Source organism: Lutibacter holmesii (genome assembly GCF_042679665.1).
GTDB lineage: Bacteria > Bacteroidota > Bacteroidia > Flavobacteriales > Flavobacteriaceae > Lutibacter > Lutibacter holmesii.
On the sequence record NZ_JBHTMV010000009.1, the window covers coordinates 23,792 to 39,981 of the forward strand.

Below are 16,190 nucleotides of genomic sequence, written 5' to 3' on the forward strand. Positions count from 1 at the left end.
AATTACATATGAAAAACCAAATCCTTTTAGTTATTTCGTTTCTTATTTCAGGAATTATTTTCAGCCAAGACATTCCGCAGTTAAAATTAACCAAAACTGGAGTTGCTCCTATTGAATTAGAGTTTGAAAAATTAAATTCAACTGACATTTACAATAAAACAATGTTATGGGTTCAAGAAACCTTTAAAAACCCAAAAGATGCATTAAAAGAAAACTTGATAAATGAAAAAATAAAGCTTCAAGGGTTTCAACATAATGCTTGGTGGTATAAATCTATGGGAATAAAAAATGTAAACCATATGCAATATACCGTTCAAATTAACATTAAAAACAACAACGTTTTATTTGAATATACCGTTGGCGAGTTTTATATATTTGAAGGTCCAGAAGCGCAATATGACTATAGAATGTTTTTTAAAAAAGATGGCAGCACTAGAAAGCAATATGTAGATGCCGTTACAAGTTTAGAACTTACTATGAATAAATTGTTAGTATCCTACTACAATTATATTTCAGGAAAATCTGTTCAAGTTGAACATACCGACCTTAATAAATACCTTACTACACTTCAAAATTCTTTATCTAACGATTCTAAAAATCCAGAAACTAATTTTGACTTAGCTTGCTTTTATTCATTAATTGAAGACAAAAACAATGCCTTTTCTTATTTACACTCAGCTGTGGCGAACGGCTATAAAAATTGGAACAACATTAAAACGAATCCTGATTTAAAATGGTTAAGAAGTCAAGATGAGTTTAAAGAATTTACTGATAATAATTATGAACTACCTGCCAATTACAAAACCACTCCAAAGATTGATTATATTCAAGAATTAAAAGAGTTGGCATTATTAAAAGATAAAGGTATTATCAACGAAAAAGAATTCAACGAATTGAAAGAAAAAATAATTGAACGCGCTAAAAAAGATTAGGAAGACACGTTGTGTCGTGTTCAAAAAAACAGAACCGCCTTATATTTGTACTATAATTATTTATAAAAAAATAATAAAAGTTTTTCATAATAAGTTTGGTTTGATTGTTTAAGCTGCTCAACTCTTAAAAGTTGAGCAGTTTTTTTTATACTTAAAACTTCTTTTGAAAATGAAAACCTAAAATACGATACCCTTTATTAAAATAAAACTTATGTGATCTATCATTTTGAACATAGGTATTCAATTCAACAGTTTTACAATTATTTGCTTTCGCCCACAACTCTATTTCAGTTATAAATAATTTCCCATAGCCGTTTGATTGTAAATCGCTATCAATTACAAAATTATCTATCTCCAGTTGCCTATCTGAATACAACCTAACTGTAATCCAACCACTTGCAACACCAATTAACACCTCATCCTCAAACAATCCAAAACAAGTGTAATTTTCAAATTCAAACATTTGAAGCTGCCTGCTTTCCAACTCAGAACTTGTCAACGTTGGATTTAACTGCTTTGTTAGTTGTAATATTTGACCTAAATAGTCTTTTCCTAGAATTTTAACCGAATTCTCTCTCATTAATTTTACGGATTAATTAGAACTTAAAAATAATAACGCAAAGTTAAACGAAGAATATTAGCTAACAAATCAAACCCAAATTTCTAAATAAAATTATTTTTTTATAAGTTTTAAGTTTTCGTCTAGTGGTGTCATTCTTGGCATTAATAAATGCACCAAACCTAATATAATTAAGTAACAAGAACCTGCGATTAAGAAAGCCCAAAAATATCCAGTATTCCCTGCTTTATCTAAAACGGATCCTAATGCAATATCAGCAAGAATACCAGCTACCGCTCCAACCATTCCTCCAATTCCAACTACTGAAGCTGTTGCTTTTTTTGGAAACACATCTGACACCAATGTAAATATATTTGCTGACCACGCTTGATGTCCAGCAGCAGCTAAACCTATTAACAATATAGCAACCCATTTATTCTCTGTAACAGCTACAAAGCTCACTGGAAGTATAATTAAGGCACAAATTAACAACGTAATTTTTCTAGCTTTGTTTATTGTCCAACCTTTTCTCATTAAAGCCCCAGATAAGTAACCTCCAAAAATACTACCTCCATCAGCTAAAATATAAATTACAAAAAATGGCAATGCTATATTTTTAATGTTTACATCAAATGTTGTTGCTAAAAATTTAGCTCCCCAGAAAAGGTAAAACCACCAAACAGCATCTGTTACTTTTGCTAAAGAAAACGCCCAAGTTTGACGCTTATCAAGTACACTTTTCCAAGGTAATTTCTCTTCGCTTTCTACCTCAGAATCTGATTGAATATATGCTAATTCTTCTTTTGATACTTTTGGATGTACCTCTGGTTTTTTGTACATACGAAACCATAAAAACACCCAAATAGCACTTAATGCTCCTGTAATTAAAAATGGTATTTGCCAGTTTTTTCCATCTTCATGAACAATCCATCCAACAACAAATGGTGCTGCAATTGCTCCAATACTTGTAGCTGCATTAAATAAACCTGTGGCAAATGCTCTATCCTTTTTTGGAAACCATTCTGCAGTGGTTTTAATCGCTGCTGGAAAATTTCCTGCCTCACCAAAACCTAAACCAAATCGGGCTGCAGCAAATCCAATAACACTAAATCCTGGTCTAACTAACGCGTGTAACATCCCAAAAATACTCCAAATAGCAATTGATAAAGTGTACCCTTTTTTAGTACCTAAACGGTCTATTAAACCACCCATATATAGCAATCCTAATGCATATGCAATTTTAAAGGATACCATAATATTTGCATAATCACTGTTGGTCCAACCAAACATTTTTTCTAAGGTTGGTGCCATTACTCCTATAATACTTCTATCAAAATAATTGATTGTTGTAGCAAACATTAGTAGTCCTAATATTCTATAACGATAGTTCCCTATGTTTTTAGTTTCACTCATAATTAGTTATTGTTTTTTTAAATTAAAATAGGATACAGCATTGTTATAACAAATATCCTGTATCATTTTCCCTAAAAAGGGAATATCATTTGGAACCAAACCTTTGTTTATGTCCTCTGCAATTAAATCACATAAAATTCTTCTGAAATACTCATGTCTTGGAAAAGATAAAAAACTACGACTATCAGTTAACATACCAACAAATTTGCTTAATAAACCCATATTTGAAAGTGCATTTAACTGCTTTTCCATTCCATCTTTTTGATCTAAAAACCACCAACCTGAACCCCATTGCATTTTACCTGGAACACCTCCAGTTTGAAAATTCCCCATCATAGTGGCAAAAACTTCATTTTGTGCTGGATTTAAATTATAGGTAATTGTTTTTGCTAATTGATCAGTTGAATTAAGTGTATTAAATAACTTCGACATAAATGTTGCCATTGGAAAATCTCCAATTGAATCGCAACCAGCATCTAAACCAACTTGTTCTACTAATCGTGTATTGTTATTTCTAATTGGACCTAAATGATATTGTTGCACCCAATTATACTTATGGTATTGTTTTGCTAAATGGATAAAAATACTTGTTCTATATTTATTAATTTCTAAAACTGTAAGTGCTTCACCAGTTAACTTTTTAGCAAAAATTACAGCAACCTCTTCTTCTGTATACGCTTCAATAGCAAGTGCTTCACCAACTCCAAAATCTGAAACACAACATCCAAGATCATTAAAGTAAAGTATTCTAGCATCAATTGCTTTTATAAAATCAGTATATGAAGTAATTTCAAAGTTTACCGCTTTACTTAATTTTTGCAGATATGTTAAAAATTTCTCTTCTCCAATAAAAAACAACTCATCAGATCTAAAAGTTGGATATACTTTTGTATAAAAATCTTTTTGCGCAATTTCTTTATGGTATTGTAAATCATCTGTTGGGTCATCCGTGGTACAAATTACTTCTACCTTCATATCTTCCAACAATTGAGCAGGCGTTTTTGTAGCTAAAATTTCATTTGCTTTTTTATAAATTCCTGCTGCTGAACTAGGTTTTAAAATTTGGTCAATATTAAAGTATCTTTTCAACTCTAAATGTGTCCAATGAAATAAAGGGTTTCTTAAAGTTTGAGGAACCGTTTCTGCCCATTTATTAAAACGCTCTTCTAAAGATGCTGCTCCAGTAATAAAAGACTCATCAATACCATTTGCACGCATTCCTCTCCACTTGTAATGATCACCATCTAACCAAACCTTTGTAATGTTTTCAACAGGCTTATTTTCTGCAATTTGCTTTGCTGACAAGTGATTGTGATAATCAATTATAGGCATATCTTTTGCATACTGATGGTATAAAACTTCTGCCTCTTTTGAGTTGAGCAAAAAGTTTTCTGTTATAAATTTTTCTGCATTCATTTTTTCAACTATTTAAATTGAATTTGTATTGGGTTATTTACTTTTTTTGCGAACTGTTGTAAATATGCATTCCAAGAATCTTTGGATTTAAATTCGCCTGCTTCTTTCCATCCAAAACCAGCGTAATAAATAACTTTTTGGTTTTCAACTTTTAAAAAAGCATATAAATTGCTTGCGTCTTTTAACTTGGTTACATAATTTTCTGAACCAACGAACAACTCTTTTGGAGCTACAATTCCGGTTCCAAGTTCTGAATCACCATGAGGTTGCCAATAACTTAGCCAACCTTCGTTTTTATTTACAGTAGCTTCACCATCGTTTTCGTGCAAGGTTAAACCTGTGGCTATTTGGTTTGTGCCTGTTATTGAAATTTCGAATTTTGACAAATTACTTCCATAATCTAATGAGATGTGCTTTTCTTCTGAAATTACATTTCCTGCTGCATCCCAATTTTTATACGTAAGTATAAAGCTTGTTCTAATTGGACCAGTACTTATTGTTTTCCAAGCACTAAAGTTTTTAGAAAAATAATACGAAGTATCAACTTTTACGGCTACGCCTCCAACTCCTCTACTTATTCCAACGTGAAAATTATCTAAACCTTCACCAGTATCTTCATGATACGTACCTTCACCATTTGTAGCCTTTTGATACCATTTATTAATAATTGGATACTCTACTTTTTTTAACCAAGCATCAATACCACTAGTTAAAGTTCCTCCTTTTACATTCTCTTCAATCATTTTTTGAGCTGTAGGACCAAAAGTTCTAAAACCTACTTTATTATTTTCCCAGGCATAATCATCTGTTCTTTCAGGCACAAATCTTGAATAGCAAATAGCTACTGATTTCTCTTCCTCAGCTTGTTCTAATTTTACAATTTGAAATTCTGCTTCAGAATTTGCTTTCAACATTGGTTGAAATAACAAAACATCCACATTTCCATCTGCATCTTCATCAATAAATTGAGTGGTTAAAAACGTGTTGTTTTCCATATTTTTAACACCATACAATTCAAAACTTTCTTCTTTAGAAAAGCCCAATGAAGATTTAGAAATTTCAACAGTTTCATTTAAACGAGGAATTTCTAAAGTATTTTTTAATACAATTATTTTAGTTTCTGAAGATTGCTCTGCACAACCAATAAAAACACTTAAAATTAAAATGATGATTAAATTTCTCATATTAATTTTCGTTTGAAGGTTTGCCTATAGTAGCCAAAATACCTCCGTCAACATACACCACTTGCCCATTTACAAAATCACTTGCTTTTGAAGCTAAAAATATTGCTGCTCCGGCCAAATCATCTGGATCTCCCCATTTTGCAGCAGGAGTTCTGTTCACAATAAACTCATTAAACGGATGACCATCTACTCTAATTGGTGCCGTTTGAGACGTTGCAAAGTAACCTGGACCAATTCCATTCACTTGAATATTGTGTTTAGCCCATTCTGTAGCCATATTTTGAGTTAACATTTTTAGACCTCCTTTGGCGGCAGCATAAGCACCAACACCATTTCTTCCTAATTCACTCATCATAGAACAAATATTGATTACTTTACCTTCTCTTCTGGCAACCATTCCTTTTACTACGTGCTTTGACACAATAAACGGACTTACCAAATCAATATCAATAACCTCTTTAAAATCAGCAACTTCCATTTCTAATAACGGAGTACGCTTAATAATTCCAGCATTATTGATTAAAATATCTATATTTCCAACTTCTTGTTCTATTTTTTGGATGGCCGAAATTACTTCTTGCTCATTAGATACATTAAATTTGTATCCGTAAGCTGTAATACCTTCCTTTTTATAAGCTGCAACTGCAATATCAATCTTTTCTTGTGAAGAATTTCCGTTCACAACAATAGTAGCACCTGCTAAACCTAAACCTTTAGCCATAGCCATTCCTAATCCGTGTGTGCTCCCTGTTACAAGTGCTATTTTTCCTTTAATATTAAATAATGAACTACTCATAACTTTTTATCTTAACGCTGTTATTTCTGCAACATCCATATCATTATAATCTAAGTTTTCACCAGCCATTCCCCATATAAATGTGTAATTTGATGTTCCTGATCCACAGTGAATTGACCAAGGTGGTGAAATAACCGCTTGATGGTTATTCATCCAAATATGACGTGTTTCATTTGGCTCTCCCATAAAATGACAAACTGCTTGACTTTCAGGAATATCCATATAAAAATAAACTTCCATTCTACGATCGTGAACGTGTGCTGGCATGGTATTCCAAACACTTCCAGTTTTTAACTCGGTCATTCCCATTTGTAACTGACAAGTTGTAACAATACCTCCAATAATCATTTGATTTACTGTACGGTGATTTGCAGTTTCTAAAGAACCTAATTCAATTTTATTAGCTTCTGCTTTACTTACTTTTACCGTTGAAAAACTTTGATGCGCTGGTGCTGCATTTATATAATACTTTGCAGGAGTACTTGCATCGTTACTTTTAAAAACAACTTCTTTTTTTCCACTTCCAATATATAACGCATCTTTAAAGCCTAATTCGTAAACTTCTCCGTCTACTTCAATAGATCCTTCTCCTCCAACATTGATAATTCCAATCTCTCTTCTTTCCAAAAAATAATCAGATTTTAAAGGATCAATGGTTTCTAACTTTAATGGTTCAACTGGCACTGCAGAACCTGCAATATATCTGTCGTAATGAGAATAGGTAAGAGTAATTTTACCTGTTTCCATTAAATTATCAATTAAAAACTCATCTCTTAATTGTTGCGTGTTATACTGCTTTACTGCAGCCGGACTTGATGCGTAACGTGATTCGTATGTTGTAGACATAATTAATGTTTTTAATATATTTTAAAATGATTTTTTCAATCTTTACTTAGATGCTTTTAGCTATTCCAAACTCTAAGCCTCGTAGTTCTGCTAAACCTCTTAACCTTCCAATACCTGAATAACCCGGATTTGTTTTTTTACGTAAATCATCTAACATTTGATGTCCGTGATCTGGTCGCATTGGAATTTGAGCATCTAACATTTTTGCATTTGTTCTTCGTCGTTCTTCCAAAACAACTTCTTTTACAATACTGTACATATCAACATTTCCTTCTAGGTGATTGGCTTCAAAAAAGTTTCCTTCGGCATCTCTTTGAGTACTTCTTAAATGTAAAAAGTGAACTCTATTAGCAAACCTTTTAAATATTTGAACCAAATTATTATCAGCTCTAACACCTAAAGAACCTGTACAAAATGTAATTCCGTTAGCTCTATTTGGTACTTGTTCAAACAAATACGCATAATCTGCTTCAGTACTTACAACTCTTGGTAATCCTAAAATTGGCATTGGAGGATCGTCAGGATGAATACACATTAGTACTTCATTTTGTGCAGCTACAGGTATAATTTCTTTTAAAAATTCAACTAAATTTGTTCTTAATTTATCAGCATCAATATCTTTATAAGTATCTAATATTTGCTGAAATTGCTCTAATGTATACCCTTCTTCTGCACCAGGTAAACCTGCAATAATATTGTTTACTAATTTTGTTTTTTCTTCTTCTGAAAGACTTTCAACATATGCGTTAGCAGCTTTTTGCTGGGCTTCAGAATAATTAGCTTCTGCGCCAGGTCTTTTCAATAAAAACATTTCAAATGCAGCAAAAGCAATCATATCAAAGCGTAATGCTTTAGAACCATCTTCTACTTTATAGCCTAAATCTGTTCTTGTCCAGTCTAATACTGGCATAAAATTGTAACAAACAATGTTAATTCCACAAGCTGCTAAGTTTTGTATACTTTCTTTGTATCGTTCAATATACAATTCAAAGTTTCCAGATCTTGTTTTTATATTTTCGTGCACAGGAATACTTTCTACAACGCTCCAAGTAAGACCTGCATCTTCAATTGTTTTTTTTCTCTTGTTAATTTCATCAACAGTCCAAAGTTCTCCATTTGGAATATGATGTAAAGCTGACACAACACCAGTTGCTCCTGCTTGCTTAATATCTGATAATTGTACGGGATCATTTGGCCCGTACCAACGCCAAGTTTGTTCCATAATTTTAAATTTTATTATACACCACTAAAAGCACTAAATCCACCATCAATTGGCACAACAACACCGGTTACAAAAGACGAAGCATCATCACATAACCATAAAGTTGTGCTAATTAAATCTTCAGGTTCACCATATCTTCCCATTGGAGTTTGCTCAATAATTGTATTTCCTCTTGGCGTCAAACTTCCATCAGCATTGGTTAACAAAGTACGATTTTGATCTGTCAGAAAAAATCCAGGTGCCAAAGCGTTTACTCTAATACCAACTTTTGAAAAATGAACTGCCAACCATTGTGTGAAATTTGAAACCGCAGCTTTTGCACCACTATATGCAGGTATTTTTGTTAAAGGCGTAAAAGCATTCATTGATGAAATATTTAGAACACTACATCCTTTTTTACCCACCATATCTGTAGCAAAAACTTGTGTTGGCAATAACGTACCAATAAAATTTAAGTTAAATGTAAATTCAATTCCATTTGGATCTAAATCGAAAAAAGTCTTAAAACCTTCGGTAGTATTTTCTAAATCGGCTACTTCTAAAAAAGGGTTAGATGTTGTTCCTAATGGGTGATTTCCACCAGCACCATTCACTAAAATATCACAAGCACCTAATTTTTCATTTATTACTAATTTAGCTGCCACTAATGAATCTTTTTCTAAAACATTAGCTTCAACTCCAATAGCTACTCCACCATCTGCATTAATTTCATCGGCAACTTTAATTGCTGCTTCAATTCTTAAATCTAAAACGGCAATTTTGTGACCTTCTTTTGCCAATGCTTTTGCCAAAGTGCTACACAAAACACCTCCTGCTCCTGTTAATACAATAACTTTACTCATTTATTAATTTGTTTTTTATAAAAATTATCTTCAATACATTGTACTGATCTATCCTGTCTATTTTAATACTAGCTTATATTTTATTAACAAGCTTTTTTTAAGTTAACTATCTCGCACTTTTAATAAAGAAACATTTATTTCGTGTGCGCACACAAATCTAATAAATATTTTTTGTGTGCGCACACATTTTTTGAAATTATTTTATAAATTCTCTTTTTAATTCATATAAATTTTTAATATTTGCCTTGATTTTAAGAAAATTATGATAACAATTAAAGAAATTGCGGAGATTGCGAATGTTTCAGTTGGGACAGTTGATAGAGTTATTCATAATAGAGAAGGTGTTTCAAAGAAAACGAGAGAAAAAGTTCAAAAAATTTTAACAGCTGAAAACTTTAAAATTAACAATATTGCCCGATCATTGGCAATGAAAAAAAAGTACAACATCTCTGTTTTAATTCCTGATTTTGATGTAGATAATTTATTTTGGGAATCACCTTCATTAGGAATTTCAAAAGGCGCTGAAGAAGTTATTAGTTTTGGTGTTGAAGTAAAAAAATTCACTTTTAATCAGTTAAACAAAGTATCTTATTTAGAAAGTTTTCAAAAATTAATTGATAGCAATCCTGAAGCTGTAATACTTACACCATTATTTTTAAATGAAACTAAAATAATGGTTGCCGAATTAGATAAAAAAAAGATTCCTTATATTTTCTTAAATATTGAAATGCAAGGATTTAACAACCTTTCTTTTATTGGTCAAGATTCTTATAAAGGAGGTTATTTATCAGGGAAATTAATGCATTTATGCACTGAAAAAAAAGCAACATATTTAATCACTGATATTGAATCTAAACTACACAATAACAATGTTATAGAAGGAAGAGTACAAGGGTTTTATTCTTATTTTAACAAGAATAATATTCCTTTTGAATCTGTTTCATTAAATTTTGAAGATTTAAATAATTTAGAGCAAGTAAAACAGCAACTAAAACAAGTGTTTGAAACTCATAAAAATATATCAGGAGTTTTGGTTCCATCGAGTAGAATCTCAACAATTTCAAGTTGTATAGATTCAGAAAAATTAAAAGAATTAAGTTTGATTGGTTTTGACACCACACAACAAAATGTTACGTTTTTAAAAAATGATAAGATTACATTTTTAATTTCTCAAAAATCATTCAATCAAGGCTTAAAATCAGTTAAAATACTGACGGATTACTTAATTCAAAACAAAATTCCTCAACAAAAAGTTTATTCTCCACTTGAAATAATTACTAAAGAAAATTTAGAGTTTAGCCAACAAGAGAAATGGCATTATATTGATTCAAAAAAATATAATTCGCTTTAAATGTTGTTTGCAAAAATCAGTATTTATTATTTAAATGTTGATTTTAAACTTAAAGAAGGAAGCCATTTTTTACAAAACGAACTCCCTTCTAAAATCAAAACACATTTAACAATCTAATTCAATTATTTATAAGTCATTTTTAATAGTTACATAGGTTCCTTTAAAACTTTGATTTAAAACCATTACTTCTATTTGTTGTGCATTACTTGGAACTACTTCAATACTCGCCTTTCCATTTGACATTTTTATAGATTCTGATCCTGTTGGAGTTCCTTGACTTTTCATTGTTTTTCCACCAGATAAACATTGAAAATACACACGTTCTTCATAATCTAAACAGCGTAAACCTTCATTATCTACAGCAGTTGCTGTAACCAAATAATTTCCATTTTCTAATTTAGCATATGATAGGTTTAGGCCTTTAGCAGTTCCATTTTTTTGAAAACGGTAATTTACATGCAATGTATCTGAAACTTTAGTTTCTTCATTAGGCAAACCAACAGCAACCAACTTATTTTCACCTTCAGTAAAATTCACATTCCAAGTTAAACCAGATGCAGGAAACTTAGTAATATCGCGTTCTTTTTCACCTAAAAGTTGATCATTGTGATAAAAAGCAACTTTATCACAGTTACTATACACACTTATTTTTCTTGCCTTGTTTTTTGGTCCTTGACGTTCTGTCCAAGTATGTGACTCTATGTATGTAAACGGCACATTACTCCAGTAACTTTTAAATACGTAAAAAGCATCTTTCGGATTTCCATTACGGTCTACCAATCCTTTTTGGTTCATATAAGGAATGTCATTTTCTGGACGTAAAGGTGTTCCAAAATCTTTAAACGCCCATTGAATATTTCCAATAAAAGTAGGGTCAGTTTCTGAAATTCTTAAATGCCAATCAAATAAATCAACAATATAATTTTCGCTCCAATCTCCTATTTGTGCAATGTTAGCCACTTTTGTTTGTACTATAGCTTCTTCCCAACCTTCGGCTTTAATTAAACCTTCACCAGTGATAGGATTTTCTGAATGACGCCCAACGTGACTAGAACCACCGTATTCTGCATGTAAAAAATGATTGTATTCTTTTTTGTATAAATCAATTGCTTTTTGGTAACTCTTATAACTTCCTGAATACCAACCAGACCAAATTGAAGGAGAAAAAACATCAACAATATGTGAACCTTCATAATATTTTCTAATTGCCGTTTTACGTGTTGGATCTAATTGGTGCGAAAGCTCATTTAACTCTGTTAAAAAAGTATTTATTTTTGCAGTATCATCGCCTCCTTCAAAATCTGGCAACCAATAAATTTCATTCCCTAAAGACCAAATAATAATACTTGGGTGATTGTAATTTTGAGTTATTATTTCACCTAACATATTTTTAGTATTGGTTTTCCAAGTTTCATTTCCTATACCTCCGCGGCACCAAGGCAACTCATCCCATACCAATATTCCTAACTCGTCACAAGCTTTATACACTTCTGGATCTTGAGGATAATGTGCTAAACGAACAAAATTAGTCCCCATTTCTTTAATTAGCTCCATATCCGCACGATGTTGTTCATTGCTCATTGCGGCTCCAACACCTGCGTGCTCCTCGTGTCTATGTGTACCTCGCAACAATAATCGCTTTCCGTTTAAATAAAAAGGGCCATTTTTTACAAATTCAAACCAACGAAAACCAATTTTATCTTCAACTTTATCTGTTACAGTATTATTTTCAACTAAATACACATGAACAGTATATAAGTTTGGGTTTGTGGTATCCCATAATTCAGGATTTACAATTTCTTCAAATAAAATAGTAGTTATTGCTCCTGAAACAGGAACACTCTGCGTAGCAACTTGGTCTCCATTTGGACTTAACAAGTTTGCTTTTAAAGATAAATTGGCTGTATTTTCAATATTTTTTACTGTGGATACAATACTTAAGGAAGCTTGCTCATTTGACACAGTTGGTGTGGTAATTTGAATATTTTCAATATGTGTTTTTGGTTTTGTAACTAAAAAAACATCTCTTGTTATTCCTCCAAAAATAAAGAAATCACTTTTTGGGGAAGGAATTACCTCTGGATCATATGCATTATCAACACGAACTAAAATTTCATTAAATCCTGTTTGAATAAATTTAGTAATATCTATTTCAAAACCAATATAACCACCAATATGGCTACCTGCCAATTCACCGTTTACGTATACTTTAGAGTTAATATTGGCTCCTTCAAAATACAAAAAGTAAAGTTGATTTGGAATAACTTCATCAATAGCTAAAGATTTTGCGTACCAACTTGCATTTCTTCGGTAACCCGGATCTAAGTCTGTTACATCAGTACTATTCCATGAATGTGGTAAATTAATACTTTGCCAAGCATTGGTTTGTGTATTTGGTATTTCTTCTGAATCGTTTTCTAAATAGGTCCAATTCTGGTTAATATTTGTTTTACTTCGCTCGGCAGTTTCTTTTGAGCAAGAACTTAAAGTAATTGTAAGGAATAGGATACATAACTTACCAAGTTTATAAAAGTAATTAGATGTTGAAAATTTCATATCTATAATTTTAGGATCAATGATAATTTAAAGTGCTTTTTTTCTTAATAGAGCTTCTAAAAAATAATAATCGGCATATGAAATTGGCTCATCTATTTCATCATTTTTTGGCCAATTCCCAGTACTATGATTTAAAATAAATGGTCCGTTTACCGTATCATCTAACAGGTATTTAGAAGAGTTTAAATTGTTTAGCACTTTATTAGCAAAATATAAATACACCTTATTTTGCGTAAAACCATACAACTCATATAAAGCAGATGTTACAACTGCTGCAGCTGATGCATCTCTAGGAGCATTTGGAATCGCAGGATCGTTAAAATCCCAATATGGTATCCCATCTTCAGGTAAATTTTCATGTTCCATATAAAATTTTGCAGTTGCCTCAGCTTGCTTTAGAAAAGCAGGATTTTTAGTGTATCGATATGCCATTGTATACCCGTAAATTCCCCAACCTTGGCCACGTGCCCAAGTAGATTCATCATTAAATCCTTGGTGTGTAACTTTCATTTTTGGAGCACCAGAAATAGTATCATAAACTACCACGTGATAAATGCTGTTATCTGCTCTAAAATGATTTTTAAGTGTGGTATTTGCATGTGTTTCAGCAATTTTATGAAAGGTACTATCACCAGAAATTTTTGTAGCTTCAAACAACAACTCTAAGTTCAACATATTGTCAACAATAACAGGAAACTCCCAAATATCGCTATTAAAATCCCAAGAACGAATTGAACCAACATTTGAATTAAATCGAGTACATAAGGTTTTGGCACTTTCAACAATAACATCTTTATAGAATTGGTTATCTTCAACTTTTAATCCTTCACCAAAACTACAGTACACTTTAAAACCCATATCATGCGTTTTATCATTGTATTTTTGATTTTCTACTAAAGCTGTCCAAGCAGCAGCTCGTTCTTTATATCTTTCATCTCCTGTTAATTTATAAATTTGCCATAAACTACCCGGAAAAAATCCACTTGTCCAATCTTTAGAAGGCACCTTATGAACATTTTCAGGATTTAAAGACATACTTCTAGGAAAACTTAAAGAGTCTACCTTATAACTTAATAGCTTCTCATACCTATGTTCTAATTTTATTGATTGATTTGATTTTTTTTGCTCTTTGGTATTACAAGAAACAAGAAGTCCAACAACTAAAATAAATACCTTAAAATAATGTTTTGAATGCATAAATTAATACTTAAAAATGATGTATTTACAATGTTCAAATATGTGTTTTATAAAAATATTTTTACACTGCTTTTAATAGTTCAAAAGTAAATTGAAAATTAAAATTATAAATACAAAAAAGGGTATACAAAAATACAAACCCTTATTATTACTACTAAAAACAACTATAAATTCATGGGATATATAAAACGCTATTGGTTTACATATACATTCCAAAATGAAATTATTGCAAAAAAAAATTGGGTTTACAACTTTTAAAAAGTTGTAAACCCAATTCATAATTTTTAGATATTTAATTTAATATCTATATAACATTTATTTAGTAACCAGGATTGTTTGGTTGTAAGTTTGGATTTCTCTCTAACTCATCACCAGGTAATGGCATTAAATAATCATTTTCATCAAAGTTCGATTTAAGACCTTCGTATCCAGAAGCACCAAATACTTCGTTCCCCATTCTTCTTCTTGCAATGTCATACCATCTTTTGCATTCGAAAGCTAATTCAACTCTACGCTCTTCTAATACATCTTCAACAGTAATTGAAGTAAGATCCGCTGGAACAGCACTTGGAGCAAATGTCATAGGCACATCAGCACCAGTTTTGTAATCTCCACCTAGTCTAGCACGCTCTCTAACTCTATTTAAGTACATTAAAGCAGGACCTGTTTGACCAATTTCAACACCAGCCTCAGCAGCAATTAATAATACTTCAGCAAAACGAATCATTGAGTAATTATGACTTGTTGCTCTTGCACTACCACGAGCAAATTCTCCTGGGTAACGTGTGTATTTTGCAATGTAAGGAGTGTTTCTTGCGTGTTGGTGACCACTAATTGTAAAGTTTTCGTAAGTTACAAAAACACCACCAATATTAGCTTCTTCTTCAAAACTTACGTGAGTTCTATAATCATCTTGATCAAATGATGCGTATACTGCTTCTGTAGGCACAGCTACAGACCATCCACCACCTTCATTTCTATCATCACCTCTAATACCAGTCATTGGTGCGATTTGATCATAAGCATTGTTTGATGCTTCAACATTGTTATAATCTAATGCGAAAATTGGTTCAGGAGAATTGTCAATCTCAGTAGCGTTGAATAAGTTTTGGAAGTTATCATCTAAATCTAATCCGTAAGCTGAAGTATTAATTACCTCAACAGCTTCATCATAAGCTTTTTGGAACATTGCTTGATCATCTGTACCAGCCATTGTTAAATAAACCAATGCTAAGTATGAACTAGCTGCTGCTTTAGAAGGTATACCCGCAGATACTTGTGTATTTGGTAACCAAGTTTTAGCAAATTCTAAATCTGAAATAATGTTAGCATATACTTCATCAGCAGGAGTTCTGCTAATAGAACTAGAAGCCTCAGCATCTGTTACAGAAGCATCAAGATAAGGAACTGCTCCAAACTGTCTTACTAAATGAAAATAATAAAACGCTCTAATAAAATATGCTTGCGCAACTACTGGGTTTTTAATATCATCATCAACATTTACTTGCTCAGCTCCTTCAATAGCAAGGTTTGCAGCTGCAATACCTTGATACGTTTTTAACCAAAACTCACTAATCATTCCATTATCAGTTAACGTAGTTAATTGATCATGTTCTACCCTTCTTGTTTGATCAGATTGTAGGTTTACCATATCTGAACGTAACATCAAAGCAATAGATAATTTTCTACCCCAAAACTTCTCGTTGATGGCGTGTGTTTTAGCCCCTTCAACGGCAGTTTGAATATCATTTGTGGTCTGAAAGAATCCATCAGGCGATAATACACCAATCGGCTCTTCTACCAAATCAGAACATCCCATTATTGATAATCCTATCAATAAGAATATATATTTATATGTTTTCATGTTTTATTATTT

General features: G+C 31.8%; 13 protein-coding genes. 2 read left to right on the forward strand and 11 right to left on the reverse strand.

Going from position 1 to position 16,190, the window contains the following annotated elements; genetic code table 11:
* Positions 1-8 precede the first annotated feature (8 nt).
* Positions 9-932: an SHOCT domain-containing protein gene (locus ACFQ5N_RS12620; RefSeq protein ID WP_386809981.1), complete on the forward strand. Its 924-nt coding sequence runs from the start codon at positions 9-11 to the stop codon at positions 930-932.
* Positions 933-1,083: 151 nt separating this feature from the next.
* Here the strand turns inward: ACFQ5N_RS12620 and ACFQ5N_RS12625 are convergent, their stop codons facing one another.
* The 8 genes from ACFQ5N_RS12625 to ACFQ5N_RS12660 all read right to left on the reverse strand — a co-directional run bounded on the left by ACFQ5N_RS12625 (position 1,084) and on the right by ACFQ5N_RS12660 (position 9,210).
* Positions 1,084-1,512 (reverse strand): GNAT family N-acetyltransferase, encoded by a 429-nt coding sequence (locus tag ACFQ5N_RS12625; protein ID WP_386809983.1) that lies wholly within the window; start codon positions 1,510-1,512, stop codon positions 1,084-1,086.
* Positions 1,513-1,605: 93 nt separating this feature from the next.
* Positions 1,606-2,904, reverse strand: a complete 1,299-nt coding sequence (locus tag ACFQ5N_RS12630; RefSeq protein ID WP_386809985.1) for an MFS transporter — start codon at positions 2,902-2,904, stop codon at positions 1,606-1,608.
* A gap of 6 nt (positions 2,905-2,910) precedes the next feature.
* Positions 2,911-4,320 (reverse strand): glucuronate isomerase, encoded by a 1,410-nt coding sequence (uxaC, locus tag ACFQ5N_RS12635; RefSeq protein ID WP_386809987.1) that lies wholly within the window; start codon positions 4,318-4,320, stop codon positions 2,911-2,913.
* Between the two features lie 8 nt (positions 4,321-4,328).
* The gene (locus ACFQ5N_RS12640; RefSeq protein WP_386809988.1) at positions 4,329-5,504 is read right to left on the reverse strand and encodes a DUF4861 domain-containing protein; all 1,176 of its coding nucleotides are present in this window, start codon (positions 5,502-5,504) and stop codon (positions 4,329-4,331) included.
* Position 5,505: 1 nt separating this feature from the next.
* Positions 5,506-6,300, reverse strand: coding sequence for a gluconate 5-dehydrogenase (locus ACFQ5N_RS12645; protein ID WP_386809990.1), 795 nt, complete (start codon positions 6,298-6,300; stop codon positions 5,506-5,508).
* Between the two features lie 6 nt (positions 6,301-6,306).
* Positions 6,307-7,146: a 5-dehydro-4-deoxy-D-glucuronate isomerase gene (gene kduI / locus ACFQ5N_RS12650; protein WP_386809991.1), complete on the reverse strand. Its 840-nt coding sequence runs from the start codon at positions 7,144-7,146 to the stop codon at positions 6,307-6,309.
* A 46-nt stretch (positions 7,147-7,192) separates the two neighbouring features.
* Complete coding sequence (gene uxuA, locus ACFQ5N_RS12655) at positions 7,193-8,368, reverse strand: mannonate dehydratase (protein ID WP_386809992.1); 1,176 nt, start codon at positions 8,366-8,368, stop codon at positions 7,193-7,195.
* A 14-nt stretch (positions 8,369-8,382) separates the two neighbouring features.
* Complete coding sequence (locus ACFQ5N_RS12660; protein ID WP_386809994.1) at positions 8,383-9,210, reverse strand: SDR family oxidoreductase; 828 nt, start codon at positions 9,208-9,210, stop codon at positions 8,383-8,385.
* A 262-nt stretch (positions 9,211-9,472) separates the two neighbouring features.
* Between ACFQ5N_RS12660 and ACFQ5N_RS12665 the strand changes: the two genes are divergently transcribed.
* Positions 9,473-10,561, forward strand: a complete 1,089-nt coding sequence (locus ACFQ5N_RS12665; protein WP_386809995.1) for a substrate-binding domain-containing protein — start codon at positions 9,473-9,475, stop codon at positions 10,559-10,561.
* A 126-nt stretch (positions 10,562-10,687) separates the two neighbouring features.
* On the opposite strand, the gene ACFQ5N_RS12670 is transcribed toward ACFQ5N_RS12665, so the two are convergent.
* The 3 genes from ACFQ5N_RS12670 to ACFQ5N_RS12680 form a co-directional block, all read right to left on the reverse strand.
* Positions 10,688-13,117 carry a glycoside hydrolase family 2 protein gene (locus ACFQ5N_RS12670; RefSeq protein ID WP_386809996.1) on the reverse strand — a complete coding sequence of 810 codons (2,430 nt, stop codon included), beginning with the start codon at positions 13,115-13,117 and terminating at the stop codon, positions 10,688-10,690.
* A 27-nt stretch (positions 13,118-13,144) separates the two neighbouring features.
* Entirely contained in the window at positions 13,145-14,314 is a 1,170-nt protein-coding gene (locus ACFQ5N_RS12675) for a glycoside hydrolase family 88 protein (protein ID WP_386809997.1), read from the reverse strand.
* A 319-nt stretch (positions 14,315-14,633) separates the two neighbouring features.
* Positions 14,634-16,178 carry a RagB/SusD family nutrient uptake outer membrane protein gene (locus tag ACFQ5N_RS12680; RefSeq protein WP_386809999.1) on the reverse strand — a complete coding sequence of 515 codons (1,545 nt, stop codon included), beginning with the start codon at positions 16,176-16,178 and terminating at the stop codon, positions 14,634-14,636.
* Positions 16,179-16,190: the final 12 nt, after the last annotated feature.

What these genes read in the sequence shown, in the direction of transcription:
- ACFQ5N_RS12680 (WP_386809999.1), bottom strand. Translation starts at nt 16,178, where the DNA reads ATGAAAACATATAAATATATATTCTTATTGATAGGATTATCAATAATG.
- ACFQ5N_RS12620 (WP_386809981.1), top strand. Translation starts at nt 9, where the DNA reads ATGAAAAACCAAATCCTTTTAGTTATTTCGTTTCTTATTTCAGGAATT.
- ACFQ5N_RS12645 (WP_386809990.1), bottom strand. Translation starts at nt 6,300, where the DNA reads ATGAGTAGTTCATTATTTAATATTAAAGGAAAAATAGCACTTGTAACA.
- ACFQ5N_RS12640 (WP_386809988.1), bottom strand. Translation starts at nt 5,504, where the DNA reads ATGAGAAATTTAATCATCATTTTAATTTTAAGTGTTTTTATTGGTTGT.
- kduI (WP_386809991.1), bottom strand. Translation starts at nt 7,146, where the DNA reads ATGTCTACAACATACGAATCACGTTACGCATCAAGTCCGGCTGCAGTA.
- ACFQ5N_RS12660 (WP_386809994.1), bottom strand. Translation starts at nt 9,210, where the DNA reads ATGAGTAAAGTTATTGTATTAACAGGAGCAGGAGGTGTTTTGTGTAGC.
- ACFQ5N_RS12670 (WP_386809996.1), bottom strand. Translation starts at nt 13,117, where the DNA reads ATGAAATTTTCAACATCTAATTACTTTTATAAACTTGGTAAGTTATGT.
- uxaC (WP_386809987.1), bottom strand. Translation starts at nt 4,320, where the DNA reads ATGAATGCAGAAAAATTTATAACAGAAAACTTTTTGCTCAACTCAAAA.
- uxuA (WP_386809992.1), bottom strand. Translation starts at nt 8,368, where the DNA reads ATGGAACAAACTTGGCGTTGGTACGGGCCAAATGATCCCGTACAATTA.
- ACFQ5N_RS12675 (WP_386809997.1), bottom strand. Translation starts at nt 14,314, where the DNA reads ATGCATTCAAAACATTATTTTAAGGTATTTATTTTAGTTGTTGGACTT.
- ACFQ5N_RS12625 (WP_386809983.1), bottom strand. Translation starts at nt 1,512, where the DNA reads ATGAGAGAGAATTCGGTTAAAATTCTAGGAAAAGACTATTTAGGTCAA.
- ACFQ5N_RS12630 (WP_386809985.1), bottom strand. Translation starts at nt 2,904, where the DNA reads ATGAGTGAAACTAAAAACATAGGGAACTATCGTTATAGAATATTAGGA.
- ACFQ5N_RS12665 (WP_386809995.1), top strand. Translation starts at nt 9,473, where the DNA reads ATGATAACAATTAAAGAAATTGCGGAGATTGCGAATGTTTCAGTTGGG.